Annotated in this window: 10 protein-coding genes and 2 tRNA genes; 5 read left to right on the forward strand and 7 right to left on the reverse strand. The window is 43.5% G+C overall.

Going from position 1 to position 12,915, the window contains the following annotated elements; all coding sequences use genetic code 11:
- Positions 1 to 37: 37 nt before the first annotated feature.
- The 4 genes from JMX75_RS10020 to JMX75_RS10035 all read right to left on the reverse strand — a co-directional run bounded on the left by JMX75_RS10020 (position 38) and on the right by JMX75_RS10035 (position 5,197).
- Positions 38 to 1,681, reverse strand: coding sequence for a GMC family oxidoreductase (locus tag JMX75_RS10020; protein WP_201532212.1), 1,644 nt, complete (start codon positions 1,679 to 1,681; stop codon positions 38 to 40).
- Positions 1,682 to 1,875: 194 nt separating this feature from the next.
- Positions 1,876 to 2,202 carry a DUF779 domain-containing protein gene (locus JMX75_RS10025; RefSeq protein ID WP_025650612.1) on the reverse strand — a complete coding sequence of 109 codons (327 nt, stop codon included), beginning with the start codon at positions 2,200 to 2,202 and terminating at the stop codon, positions 1,876 to 1,878.
- Between the two features lie 343 nt (positions 2,203 to 2,545).
- Positions 2,546 to 3,574 (reverse strand): alcohol dehydrogenase AdhP, encoded by a 1,029-nt coding sequence (gene adhP / locus JMX75_RS10030; RefSeq protein WP_025650611.1) that lies wholly within the window; start codon positions 3,572 to 3,574, stop codon positions 2,546 to 2,548.
- Positions 3,575 to 3,670: 96 nt separating this feature from the next.
- On the reverse strand, positions 3,671 to 5,197 hold the full coding sequence (locus tag JMX75_RS10035; protein WP_025650610.1) for an aldehyde dehydrogenase family protein: 1,527 nt from the start codon (positions 5,195 to 5,197) through the stop codon (positions 3,671 to 3,673).
- A 341-nt stretch (positions 5,198 to 5,538) separates the two neighbouring features.
- Here JMX75_RS10035 and JMX75_RS10040 point away from each other — a divergent pair, with 341 nt between their 5' ends.
- From JMX75_RS10040 to JMX75_RS10050, 3 genes are all read left to right on the forward strand, one after another.
- Complete coding sequence (locus tag JMX75_RS10040) at positions 5,539 to 7,479, forward strand: AAA family ATPase (RefSeq protein ID WP_201532213.1); 1,941 nt, start codon at positions 5,539 to 5,541, stop codon at positions 7,477 to 7,479.
- Between the two features lie 438 nt (positions 7,480 to 7,917).
- A complete protein-coding gene (locus JMX75_RS10045; protein WP_227672992.1) occupies positions 7,918 to 9,093 on the forward strand; it encodes a type I glyceraldehyde-3-phosphate dehydrogenase in 1,176 nt (391 codons plus the stop codon).
- Positions 9,094 to 9,185: 92 nt separating this feature from the next.
- A tRNA-Ser gene (locus tag JMX75_RS10050) sits at positions 9,186 to 9,276 on the forward strand.
- 83 nt (positions 9,277 to 9,359) lie between these two features.
- Here JMX75_RS10050 and JMX75_RS10055 read toward each other — a convergent pair.
- From JMX75_RS10055 to JMX75_RS10065, 3 genes are all read right to left on the reverse strand, one after another.
- A complete protein-coding gene (locus JMX75_RS10055) occupies positions 9,360 to 10,091 on the reverse strand; it encodes a hypothetical protein (RefSeq protein ID WP_201532214.1) in 732 nt (243 codons plus the stop codon).
- A 203-nt stretch (positions 10,092 to 10,294) separates the two neighbouring features.
- Positions 10,295 to 10,624 carry a hypothetical protein gene (locus JMX75_RS10060; RefSeq protein ID WP_011514160.1) on the reverse strand — a complete coding sequence of 110 codons (330 nt, stop codon included), beginning with the start codon at positions 10,622 to 10,624 and terminating at the stop codon, positions 10,295 to 10,297.
- Positions 10,625 to 10,817: 193 nt separating this feature from the next.
- A tRNA-Asn gene (locus JMX75_RS10065) sits at positions 10,818 to 10,893 on the reverse strand.
- Between the two features lie 457 nt (positions 10,894 to 11,350).
- Between JMX75_RS10065 and JMX75_RS10070 the strand changes: the two genes are divergently transcribed.
- Both JMX75_RS10070 and JMX75_RS10075 read left to right on the forward strand, forming a co-directional pair.
- On the forward strand, positions 11,351 to 11,839 hold the full coding sequence (locus JMX75_RS10070; RefSeq protein WP_201532215.1) for a M48 family metallopeptidase: 489 nt from the start codon (positions 11,351 to 11,353) through the stop codon (positions 11,837 to 11,839).
- A gap of 43 nt (positions 11,840 to 11,882) precedes the next feature.
- The gene (locus tag JMX75_RS10075; RefSeq protein WP_201532216.1) at positions 11,883 to 12,833 is read left to right on the forward strand and encodes a DMT family transporter; all 951 of its coding nucleotides are present in this window, start codon (positions 11,883 to 11,885) and stop codon (positions 12,831 to 12,833) included.
- Positions 12,834 to 12,915 lie beyond the last annotated feature (82 nt).

A 12,915-nucleotide genomic window follows, 5' to 3' on the forward strand; every position in this document is an offset into this window, starting at 1 on the left:
ACTTGATTTTGGGCTCGATTAATCATCTTAAACTATGTTAAGCAGGGACTGACTCAGCATGCACGTGATTCGCCTTGATAAGGTCTGCTATTTTTTCAGCAATCATAATCGTCGGTGCATTGGTATTGGCACTGATTAAGGTTGGCATCACTGAAGCATCGATGACCCTTAGTCCACTCACGCCGCGTACTTTTAATTCTAAATCAACGACTGAATCGCTGTCTGAGCCCATACGGCAAGTGCCTACAGGGTGGTAGATAGTGTCTGATTTATTACGGATATAGCCAAGCATACCATCTTTTTCGATATAGGGAGCAGGATAGTCCTCAGTGATGTATTCAGCCATTGGCGATTCTTGCATAATGGCTCGCGTACGTTCAGCACCTGCTACCATATACTCTACATCTTTCGGATACGAGAGATAGTTTGGATCAATTAATACGGCATCAGAGGGATTGGCAGAATCGAGTCTGACCGTACCACGGCTTTCAGGGCGTAAATAGCAGGTATGACAAGAAACGGCAAAACCCCGTCTAAGATCACGTCCGTGTTCAATCACGCGAGATATCACAAAATGCAGCTGGGTATTTGGCCATTCTTGTGGGTCGTCACCGACACTAAAGAACGCGCCTGCTTCTGCATAATTGGTAGATAACAGACCTGTGCCATCTTTTCGCCATTGCCGAATACTTTTGGTCAAGGTTGAAATAGTTGCTATACCAAGACCGATGACATCGGTAGTATTGACCTCGTAATCAAAGACGACATCTAAATGATCTTGTAAGTTACCGCCAACGTCGGGTGCATCTACCAATACATCGATGCCATGAGACTGCAAATGTTCAGCAGGACCAATGCCTGATAGCATCAACACTTTAGGCGAGCCGAAAGCGCCGCCTGATAGGATGACTTCACGATGTGCCATGACAGTATGTTTGACACCATCCTTTTCATAAACCACACCAGTCGCTTGTTTGTCTTCAATGATGACTTGGTTGGCTTGTGCATGGGTAATAACGGTCAGATTTGAGCGGCTTTGGACAGGATGTAGATAGGCTGCAGCGGCAGAGCAACGTTGACCTTGCTTTTCACCATGAAAATGGGTGACTTGATACAACCCTGTACCGTCTTGCTTTTCGCCATTAAAGTCTGTGTTATGGTCGAGACCATTGGCAATCGCGGCTTCTACAAAGGCTTTTGAGATATCGCGTGGGCTGAGTAAATCGCTGACGTGCAGCGGTCCGCTGTCACCATGTAGTGCATCGCTACCGTGGACGTTGTTTTCTGCTTTGATAAAGTAAGGTAGGACATCATCGAACCCCCAACCATCACAGCCTTGCTCCACCCAGCGCTCATAATCTAGCGCACTGCCGCGGGTATAAATCATGGCGTTGATAGCGGATGATCCACCTAAGCATTGCCCACGTGGTTGGAAGCCGCGTCGATTATTGAGATGAGTTTGAGGGGTAGTGTGAAAGCACCAGTTATTTAACTTTAATGGCTTACCTGGTACCATCAAAATCAGCCCAGCAGGCACACGAACTGCGAGGTCCTTGCCTTCACCACCATATTCTAATAAACAGACACTGATGTCTGGATTTTCTGTCAGCCGACTGGCAAGCACACAGCCTGCAGAGCCACCGCCCACGATGACGTAATCAAACGTTTTATCAAGTTCCATTTTATCTTCCTTATAGCATCCATGCCAATCAAAACGAGCTTTTCAAAGTAAGCTATGCTTTACAGTATCTATTATTTTGCCAGAATAATAAAATAAAAATGACTAGAGCGTGTAGATAGAGAAAATAGACTATCACTAGGAGCCTATTGATAAGTTCTGTGATGTTACCTAGGGCGTGTTATCGATTAGCATATTTATATTGAGCAAACTTTTGAACGTACGATAAAGCGCTTACCTTCTGGTATTTCTAACGAAAAACTGGCGCCACGCCCGTCCACCACGTCAATGGTCAAATCCGTATTTTGCCATAATTTGTGCTGCGCTTTGCCCATATAAAATGGACAACCAGCAATCTCACCGACCAATACATCTTGGCCGCCTACCTTAAACTCACCTAGCGGGTAACACATAGGCGAGCTACCATCGCAGCAGCCACCAGACTGATGAAACATCAGTTCACCGTGCTTGGATTTAAGTAGCTCAATCAAGTCTACGCAGGATTCTGTCGCTGTAACGTTCATAATGATTTCCTTATCATTAAAATATGATTGTAGAAGACGTCTCATTAAGTACGAGTGTCTTATTAAGTATAGGAGTCTTATTAAGCATAAACCTCATACCCATATTGGGCGAGAATATAAAAAGCCGTATCGTTTTCACTCACATCACTTATAGCATGTGAATGAAAACGATACGACTGATGGTTTGTGATTAAATGTGTGAAGCATTAAGACAATATCAAAATCTCACAAGCAATATAGTCAATCCTCTATAAAAGAGTTACAGCGTTAACCTCACTTGAGGTATCACATATACATCTGCGCTCGGTTGCCTTGTCTCTCTTTTAAACTGAATAAACTATAACTACATACTGTAGTCAATCACAATGCGACCTTCGATTTTGCCGTTACGCATACGCTCAAAGATATCGTTGATGTTCTCTAACGGCTCCGCGGTAACGGTGGCTTTTACCTTGCCTGCTGCTGCCATGTCCAGCGACTCTTGTAAGTCGAGTCGCGTACCAACGATGGAGCCACGAATGGTAATACCGTTGAGCACCGTATCAAAAATAGAGACAGGGAAGTCACCGGTTGGTAAGCCGTTAAAGACCACCGTGCCACCACGTCGAACCATGCTTAACGCTTGATCGAACGCGATAGCAGATACGGCTGTTACTAGCACACCATGGGCACCGCCAATTTCTTCTTTTAGATACTCGCCAGGATCGGTATTTTTTGCATTAACGGTAATGGTCGCGCCTAGTTTTTTGGCAAATGCGAGCTTTTCGTCATCGATATCGACTGCCGCAACGTTGAGTCCCATGGCAATGGCGTATTGTACTGCCATATGACCAAGACCACCGATACCAGAAATAACGACCCAATCACCAGGCTTGGTATCGGTCATTTTTAGACCTTTGTACACGGTGACGCCTGCGCATAAAACGGGTGCAATTTCTATCGAGTCAACACTTTCAGGGATGATACCGACGTAGTTGGCATTGGCCAGTACGTATTCTGAAAAGCTACCATTGACTGAATAGCCTGCGTTTTGTTGACGCTCGCATAAGGTTTCCCAGCCGCCTAAACAATGGGTACAGTGACCACAAGCAGAGTAGAGCCAAGGCACACCAACGCGGTCGCCTTCTTTTACATGGGTCACACCTGCGCCAACGGCAGTAATCAGGCCAACGCCTTCATGTCCAGGGATAAATGGCGGACTTGGTTTGACGGGCCAATCGCCTTCAATGGCATGCAAGTCGGTATGACAGACACCGGAGGCTTGCATCTTGACAACGATTTCACCCGCGCCTGGCGTTGGAATATCAACTTCTTCGATCTGTAATGGTTGATTAAACTCATGTAATACGGCGGCTTTCATCTTATTGCTCATATAGTTCTTCCTTGTTAGATTTTCTGCATAAAAATAATCTGTGAATGTACCTAACACACTTTGCAACCTCGATTGCAAAGTGCTTCGAACTGGGGCTTAAAAGAACCCCATTTTTTTAGGATCGTAAGACACCAGCATGTTCTTGGTTTGTTGATAATGATCAAGCATCATCAAATGGTTTTCACGGCCGATACCAGACTGTTTATAACCACCGAATGCAGAATGCGACGGATAGATGTGATAGCAGTTCGTCCATACGCGACCCGCCTGAATACCACGTCCGAAGCGATATGCCTTATGTACACTACGCGTCCAAATACCAGCACCCAGACCATATAACGTATCGTTGGCAATTCTCATCGCATCTTCGTCATCTTTAAAAGTCGTTACCGCAAGCACCGGTCCAAAGATTTCCTCTTGGAACACGCGCATGTCATTAGTGCCCTCAAAGATAGTCGGCTGCACGTAATAGCCATCACCCAGATCACCGTCGTGTGTGGCTCTCTCGCCACCGACCAATACTTTAGCGCCTTCTTGTTTACCGATATCTAGATAAGATAGGATCTTCTCTAATTGATCTGAGCTTGCTTGTGCCCCAATCATCGTCTCCGTATCTAATGGATTGCCCATTTTGATGGCTTCAACACGGGCGATACAGCGTTTGATAAATTCATCATAGATACTCTCATGTACCAGTGCACGTGATGGGCAGGTACAGACTTCACCTTGGTTCAGCGCAAACATCACTAGGCCTTCAACCGCTTTGTCCAAGAAGTCATCGTCTTCATCCATGATATCAGCGAAGAAGATGTTTGGACTCTTACCGCCCAGCTCCAAGGTCACAGGAATGATGTTTTCACTGGCATACTGCATGATGAGGCGACCGGTTGTGGTCTCACCCGTAAAGGCCACTTTATTGATACGAGGGTTAGAAGCTAACGGCTTACCAGCTTCGACACCAAAGCCATTGACGACGTTTAATACGCCTTTAGGTAACAGGTCAGCCGCACCGATAATCTCTAACATATAGAGAATAGAGGCAGGGGTTTGCTCAGCAGGTTTGAGAACCACACAGTTACCCGCAGCAAGCGCAGGAGCCAGTTTCCACACGGCCATTAGGATAGGGAAGTTCCAAGGGATAATCTGACCAACAACGCCTAGTGGCTCATGGAAATGATAGGCAACGGTATCGTCATCGATTTGGCTGATGCCGCCTTCTTGAGCGCGAATGGCACTGGCGAAATAACGGAAATGGTCAACGGCTAGCGGGATGTCTGCTGCGAGTGTCTCACGCACCGGTTTGCCGTTTTCATAACATTCAGCAATGGCGATAGACTCAAGATTGGCTTCCATTTTGTCAGCGATTTTGAGGAGGATATTGGCGCGTTCTGTCACGCTGGTTTTGCCCCACGCATCTTTGGCAGCGTGAGCCGCATCTAGGGCTTTTTCGATGTCAGCTTCTTTTGAGCGGGCAACTTGGCAAATGACTTTGCCATCTATGGGACTGGTGTTGTCAAAGTATTCCCCATCAACAGGTGCAACCCATTCACCATTGATAAAGTTGTCATATTTTTCGCGGAATTGGACTTGGCTTTTTTCTGTGTTTGGATAGGGATATAACATTAACTGCTCCTTGTTGTTTTATGTATGAGGCAAGTCATATATAAGCAATTATTTATTACATCATCGTGTAAAATAAATGCTTATCTCATCGCCACCGAATCTTCCTGATCAAGTTCTCACTTCATACTACTCAAATTTTGAGCAGATTTATACTCACATTTAATAATAGCTAATGAATTAACTCATAAAATTTAGTTATGGAAAATGTGTCAGTTAAAAGGGTTCGTAAAGTGGATGTAGCTGTTATAATTATTGCCAATATTTTAGGCTACGGCATTTATAAAATTGCTGATGGCTGCTCTCTTTTCTTTTTCTTCTAAGTTATTGGTTGGTTTGGATATATGCGTCAATCTTCTGCTCTTGATATTTTAAAAACAGGTCAAAACGTCTTTTTGACGGGCTCAGCAGGTTCAGGTAAGACTTATACACTTAACCAATATATCGATTATCTACGCGCGCGCCGTGTACCTGTTGCTGTGACTGCGAGTACAGGCATTGCCGCCACTCATATGAATGGCACGACCATTCATAGTTGGTCGGGCATTGGTATTAAGGATGAACTGTCTGACCGCGACTTGACCAATTTATCACGTAAGCAGTTTTTGGCAGATAGATTAAAAGACACCGCGGTACTTATCATCGATGAGATATCCATGCTGCATGCCAAGCAGATTAATTTGGTCAGCCAAGTGCTTAAGCATGTACGCAAAAATGACAAAGCTTTCGGTGGTATCCAAGTCGTTGTTGCAGGAGACTTTTTTCAGTTACCACCGATTGGCAGTAAGGGTGAGAGTAATCGTGAAAAATTTGCCTTTATGTCGGAAGCTTGGCTCGATGCCAAGTTTCACATCTGCTACTTATCTGAGCAACATCGACAGGTCAGTGAAGCGGCGAATGGTGGGCTTGATTTGGACGATATTCTCAATCAAATCCGTCGTCAAGAAGTGACTTTTGAGGCGATTGCTGCCTTAGAAGCTACCTTTGATCAAAATGTCGATATTAAGCGTACGCGTCTTTATACGCACAATCTCAACGTCAATAAAATCAATGACAAAGAGTTGGCTGATTTATCTGGCGAGATGATGCGCTTTGAAGCCACGTCTGTTGGCGATAATAAACTGGTTGAGACGCTAAAGAAGACGGTTCGTACTCAAGATGACTTGGTATTAAAAGTTGGCTCAAAAGTGATGTTTATCAAAAACAATACCGAGCTTGGCGTGTCTAACGGTACGATGGGTGAGCTGATTGGCTTTGCTGCTGTGAAAATTGATGATAGCAAAGACGATAATGACGATTTAATCGAAGACGATGATATTGGTAGCGATAAAGACAGTAATGTTGGTAATGAGAAAAAGACTGCAAAAAGCGCAAAAGAAAAAGCCAAAAAAGATAAAGCAAAAGTTAAGAAGCCGACGACACAAAAAATGCCAGTGGTTAGGTTAAATACTGGGCGTGAGGTTATCGCTGAGCCAGAAGAATGGATTATCGAGGACGAGACGGGCGATGTGCTGGCAAGCTATGAGCAAGTGCCATTATGTCTAGCTTGGGCGATTACCATTCATAAGTCGCAAGGTATGACGCTTGAAGCTGCTGAGATTGACTTGTCACGTACCTTTGAGCTTGGGCAAGGATATGTGGCATTATCACGGTTAAAATCGCTGGCAGGTCTTCAGTTGCTCGGTATGAATGAAATGAGCTTGCAGCTTGACCCACTGGCACGCGGTGCAGATAAGCGCTTTTTAGTGCTGTCTGATGAAGCGGATGCCAATTATGCAATGCTTGATGAAGAAAGTATGACACAGGCACATGAGAAGTTTATTCTTAAATCAGGCGGTACATTAAGCAAGTCAGTGATTGATGCCTATGCCACTCTACAAACAAAGCGCCGTGAACAGCAGCAAGCGCAAATAGGAAAAAAACAGAAACTTGGCAATCAAGTGTCTGATAAGTCAGACAGTACCTTACTCGCCACACGAATACTTCTTGAAGAAAGTTTATCTATCGCGGAAATATCGCAAGCACGTCAGCTGTCACAGTCTACCATTATGCGCCATATTGCTGAGCTGAAATCTCAAGACCCTAGCCTCGCTTGTGATCATTTGCGTCCAGAAGATGAGGTTATGACGGCAGTGGGCAATGCCTATGTGGCGATTAAAGTTGCTAATAACCCAAATGATTTTAATGATGATGGTAGTATTAAGCTGCGTCCGATATTTGAGCATTTAAAACAAAGCGCTGATTACAATACCATTCGTTTGGCATTGATATTTATTACTCCGTAGTCATTCTTAAGTCATAAGTACATTTTTTAAAAGATAACTCTTTTGTCTGCAACTGTTTTATTCGCGACTGCCTATATAGTTAATTCACTTTTAAAAGGGTGCAGAGCTACTGGGGTTAATTATTCGCAGCCTCTGTCTGCGTAGGCACAGCAAGCAAGAAAAGTTAACCCCAGTAGTACCTTATAACATTTGTATTTCTTTTATTCGCGAACGACTATAGTCAGATGAAAATAAAAATGTTATGAAAATTTGAACGCGCTATTGGTATAAATTTTACTGGCGTGCTGCGTTCCCAGAGGCTGCGTAAAATTCATACCAATAGCGCTATAACACTTTTGTAGTAAACTCACTATATATTCTGCGTGGCGCTTTTTTGATCAGCCGATGGCATTCAATTTTAGCCTTCATTTTTTATTTCTATTACAGCGATAACTTGTTATGCCTGATTTTTCTAGTGCTACCTACCGTTTGACGTCTAATCCTGCTACAGCAGGGTTTCATACGACCAGTGACCAGACTCAGCCTTTGAGAGTGGCTATCAATGGTTTTGGTCGTATTGGTCGCAATGTATTGCGTGCGTTATTAGAGCGCTTTGAGGTGCTAGGACGTGCTATTCATGTGGTCGCGATTAATGATTTGGCCCCTGCCGAAACCTTATTACATTTACTGAGGTTCGATAGCACACATGGGCGTTTGAGCCAGCTTGGCGTGACAGCGGATATCGTACAAGATGGCTTCACTGATCATCAGCAAAAGCCCTGTGCGACAGCAAAAAATGATATTCAGCTGTGCTTGACCAAAAATAATCTTACTTACTGCATTCGTTTATTATCAAGAGAAAACCCAGAGACACTGCCATGGAAAGAGTTGCAGGTCGATGTGGTGCTTGAGTGCACCGGACACTATCGCTCATATGAGCAGGCAAGCTTGCACATAGAGGCGGGTGCCAAACAAGTGATTATCGGTGCCGCACCCTTTGACCATGTCGATGCTTGTATCGTGATGGGCGTCAATAGCGATGCTTTGACGCGTGATCTGCCTATTATCTCTAGCGTCTCTTGTACCACTCAGGCGCTCGTACCGCTTATTGATACCCTTGATAAGGCGTTTGGCGTTGAGTCGGCGATGATGACTGAGATTCATGCAGTGACGGCTGATCAAACCGTACTTGACCAAGCGCACCGTGACCTAAGGCGTGCGCGCGCCTCTGGTTATAATATCATTCCGACGACTTCCAGCAGTATCGCTGCTACGGAACGCGTGTTACCAAATATGGTGGGCAAGATAAATGGTCATTCAATAAGAGTGCCAACTATTGATGTCGCCGCTATTGATGTGACGTTTGTATTTGAGACGCCAAATGTCAGTATTGAAGCAATACGTGACGTTTTAAAATCAGCGAGTCAGGCGCATTTAGCGACGATCATGGACTATACGGACGAACCGCTAGTCTCAAGTGACTTTATCCATCAGACTGAATCATTGATTATAGATGGGCAACAACTGATGCAAGTCGGCAATCAATACAAGGTTTTTGCTTGGTACGACAATGAATGGGGCTATGCCAATCGCATGCTTGATATGTGCTTGCATCTTGCTTCAAACAAGCTTTAGACTCATGATTATAAGCCGTTTAAAAAATAATTTAATTTTTTTGACATAACTGCTTGCATTCTCATTTCAGATCGCTATAATGATGCACAAATGGAGACGTGGCAGAGCGGTTGAATGCACCGGTCTTGAAAACCGACAAGGGTTAATAGCCCTTCGAGAGTTCGAATCTCTCCGTCTCCGCCAAATTCGAAAATCCCCAATCATTGCTGATTGGGGATTTTTTTATGTTGCTGTTTTATATTGCTATAGATTTTAAAACCTTTGTTTTATTTGGCTAGTAACTCGTCAAATTTGATTTCCTGCCCATCCGCTAATATCATTTTACCTTCAGTGATTTCAATGCTCACTCCTGTGTTATTTTTAATAGCACGCATAACATTGATGTCTTCAATACTGCTCTCAATGATTATCTTGCCAGATTGTTCTGGAGCGATAGGCGGCTCAAACTGGGTTAATGGCACGTTGAAGCGTTTATTTTTGGTCAAACGTTTCTCTTTCATCGTGAGAGTACCTTGAAAACTTTCGATAGCTACTTTGCCATGATTTGACAGCATAAACTGTAGCTTGACTTGGTTTAAGCTATCACTATCGCTGGTTTTGACTGGTAATAGGGCAACAGGATAGTTGAGGTGATTGGCAGTTTCGAGCTTTTGACTGGTTACAATGGGACTTTTCTTACCCGTTGGGTTGTTTGGATGTAGGCGCTCATATTCGCGCTGCTGGATCAAAGCTTGTTTAATAGTAATACGCGGCATCGCGCCTGATTCATAGGCGCTACTAAGCTTCATACGTAGCATATAACGGCTGAGAAGCTTTCTATCTGCTTCAGGTAGACGCTCAAAGGTATCGCCCAGTGTCTTTTGCCACTGATCAGAGTTGGTCGGTATTGTTTGCTGGCTAGGATCTACTTGCGGCTGCGAGCAACCGTACAGGGCAGGAAACAGCCCCAAGCTCACAGTCAATAACACAACTTTGTTTAAACGTTTGTATAAACCCATTATCTGATACCTCCATATGAGCCGTGATAGTTGTTATCTTAATGTATTGTATCTCACAGTTGTGTATGTTTATTTATCGCTAAATAAAGGTGAGTACAGTATTATCAATCGCAAAAAAAGACCAAGCACCGTTAGGGTAACTTAGTCTTTATTAAGGCTTCGAATATTAGCTACTCAAGCGGTTAAATACTCAAATGCTACTGCTATTTATTTTCTTGCAGATCAGACAATGAATGGGTGATATTGTTATTGTGAGTCACCACAATCGCCTCATCAATAATACGCTGGCTCACGCCTTTTTTGCGTAATGTCTCAATAAAAACTTCATCATGGGCAAGCGTATAGTCTTGATGGTCACGATCAAGACCTTGACGGATATATAGGCGAATCAAGCCTTGAATACGCTTAAATCCAAGCTCTGATGCGGTCGCCGTTAAAAGCTCAATCATCTCTTCAGAGAGGCGAATACTGATAGGGCGCATGATTTTTTGCGGATGATCAGAAAACTTATTTTTTATACGTGCAGGTATCATAATAAACCATTACTATTAGTGAGTAGGAATAAAGCACTCAGGCAAAACTGACTTAGTCATATGTACTCTTACCATACAACAAAAGTCCCCAAAAGAACACCGAAGCTGCATTAATAGCCATATTAATAAAGCACTAATAAATACAAGCCAAAAAAAACCTCCATCAAATAAGTGATGAAGGTCTTTTCGTATATGGCTCTCCAACCTGGGCTCGAACCAGGGACACACGGATTAACAGTCCGTTGCTCTACCAACTGAGCTATTGGAGAATAATTGGTAATAACATCAAGTTTTACAAAGGCTTTAATATGCCCAATTGCTTGTCTTGTTTGCGTTATGTGGGGCACATTTTAGCCAAGTAGTCATGAGCTGTCAACCTTATTATGAGATTAATTATAAATCTAATCATAATTGTCTAAATATCGACCATAACACTATTATTTTATCTACTTTAATAACATGTTGATGACTCAATAATAGAACAACCACTATCTATTTGAGCAAACTATAGTGAATTCAGTATTAAAACGATACAGTAAGACTGAGATGAATTTTACGCAGCCTCTGTCAGCGTAGTCACAGCATGCCAGAAAAATTTATACCAGTACTGCGTTGGAATATAACGTATCTGTTTTATTTAGAATTGACTATATTAAAGCAAAAAAATATCCTTACCGTATAATTGATATAGATAAATATCGCGCATCAAGATAAAGGACAAAAGCAGTGACCACCTTAAAATATATTGCTCATTATTCTGAGAACATCCAAAATCAAGCTGCCATGTTAATTAGTAGTGGCAAATTGGGCGATTATTTGGATAAAAACTATCCCGAGAGACACCAAATCCAAAACGACAAGGCGTTATATCACTATATTAATGACATAAAAAATCAGTATATGCGCAAAAGCAATCCATTGTCTCAAGTGACTTATAACAGTAAGCTCACCGTACTCAAACATGCGCTGGGTATTCATACTTACCAGTCTCGCGTGCAAGGCAGCAAGCTTAAAGCGCATAATAGCATTACGGTCGCAAGCTTATTCAAAGAGGCGCCGCCTGAGTTTTTGCGGATGATTGTCGTCCATGAATTGGCGCACTTTAAGGAGCAGGAGCATAACAAAGCGTTCTATCAGCTTTGCTGTCATATGGAGCCTGATTATCATCAGTTGGAGCTGGATACGCGTTTGTGGTTGCAATGGCGTGAATGCTAATCTATCGTGGTTGGCATAATAAGGTGGATGAATAGGATAAGCTATGGTGTCGTCAGCGCAACAAGGGACTTTAGGCCATAAGCAAACATGGCTCCTTCCTCTGCTTTGTCTGCTCGCTGGCGGCGCTTTAATCGGTATTTCTACCAATTTGGCAAAATATGCAGGCGAGATTGGTCTGACGTCACTGGCATTTCTGTTTTGGTCCATTACAGGTGCTGCGGTTATTTTATTTGTTTATGCACTGTGGCGTCGTGAGCTACCGCCTTTAAACAAACCTATCCTCAGCTATTATTTTGTTGCAGCATTGGTCAGTGTTGCAGGTTCCAATTTAATATTTTTCTCAGCGATTCCACACGTTGGCGCAAGTTTTGTCGCCTTGATTATCTCCTTGCCGCCGCTGCTTACTTATCTTGCCGCCATCGTGTTGCGTATAGAGCCATTTACTAAGCTTCGCGCACTTGGCGTGATCGCGGCACTTGCGGGAGCGGGCGTATTGGCAGCACGTAAGTTTTCTGCGCCAGATGCCAGTGTGTTTTGGATCGTCTTGACGCTTTGTGGTCCTGTTTTGCTTGCCATTGGTAATATTTATCGGACGCTATATTGGCCAGCCAATCTCTCTGCTAGTGCGCTTGCGCCTGGTATGCTGATTGCTGCATCAGGATTGCTAGCTCTGGTCAGTATCATTCCTCATTACTCTTTAGCGGTTCCGATGACAGCGCTTTTACCGCTTGGTGTAATTGTGCTACAAGCATTTGTATTCGCTGCGCAGTTTTTACTGTTGTTTTTACTGCAAAAAACGGGTGGTCCTGTGCTGCTGAGCTTATTAGGGGCAGTAGGGGCGGTAGTCGGTGTGCCAATTGCTATTTTTTTACAAAATGAAAGCCCACCAGAAGGGCTAATCCTAGGCGCTTCATTAATCGCGCTGGGGGTAATATTGGTCACTTATGGTGGTGTAAAGATGATGAGAGCAGAGAAAGGGTCAGTAAGTGAATGATATGCCAACCTGCCAGCATTGTTATCTGAATGTCATGTTTTGTTAAAGTCACTGTGTTAAACGCCTGACTGTCTTGATTGAG

It is taken from the genome of Psychrobacter sp. LFX-11D, assembly GCF_904846475.1.
Lineage (GTDB): Bacteria > Pseudomonadota > Gammaproteobacteria > Pseudomonadales > Moraxellaceae > Psychrobacter > Psychrobacter cryohalolentis.

Coding starts and splice junctions, on each gene's coding strand:
- JMX75_RS10025 (WP_025650612.1), bottom strand. CDS start 2,202: ATGAACGTTACAGCGACAGAATCCTGCGTAGACTTGATTGAGCTACTT.
- JMX75_RS10035 (WP_025650610.1), bottom strand. CDS start 5,197: ATGTTATATCCCTATCCAAACACAGAAAAAAGCCAAGTCCAATTCCGC.
- JMX75_RS10020 (WP_201532212.1), bottom strand. CDS start 1,681: ATGGAACTTGATAAAACGTTTGATTACGTCATCGTGGGCGGTGGCTCT.
- JMX75_RS10060 (WP_011514160.1), bottom strand. CDS start 10,624: ATGATACCTGCACGTATAAAAAATAAGTTTTCTGATCATCCGCAAAAA.
- JMX75_RS10040 (WP_201532213.1), top strand. CDS start 5,539: ATGCGTCAATCTTCTGCTCTTGATATTTTAAAAACAGGTCAAAACGTC.
- JMX75_RS10075 (WP_201532216.1), top strand. CDS start 11,883: ATGGTGTCGTCAGCGCAACAAGGGACTTTAGGCCATAAGCAAACATGG.
- JMX75_RS10055 (WP_201532214.1), bottom strand. CDS start 10,091: ATGGGTTTATACAAACGTTTAAACAAAGTTGTGTTATTGACTGTGAGC.
- JMX75_RS10045 (WP_227672992.1), top strand. CDS start 7,918: ATGCCTGATTTTTCTAGTGCTACCTACCGTTTGACGTCTAATCCTGCT.
- adhP (WP_025650611.1), bottom strand. CDS start 3,574: ATGAGCAATAAGATGAAAGCCGCCGTATTACATGAGTTTAATCAACCA.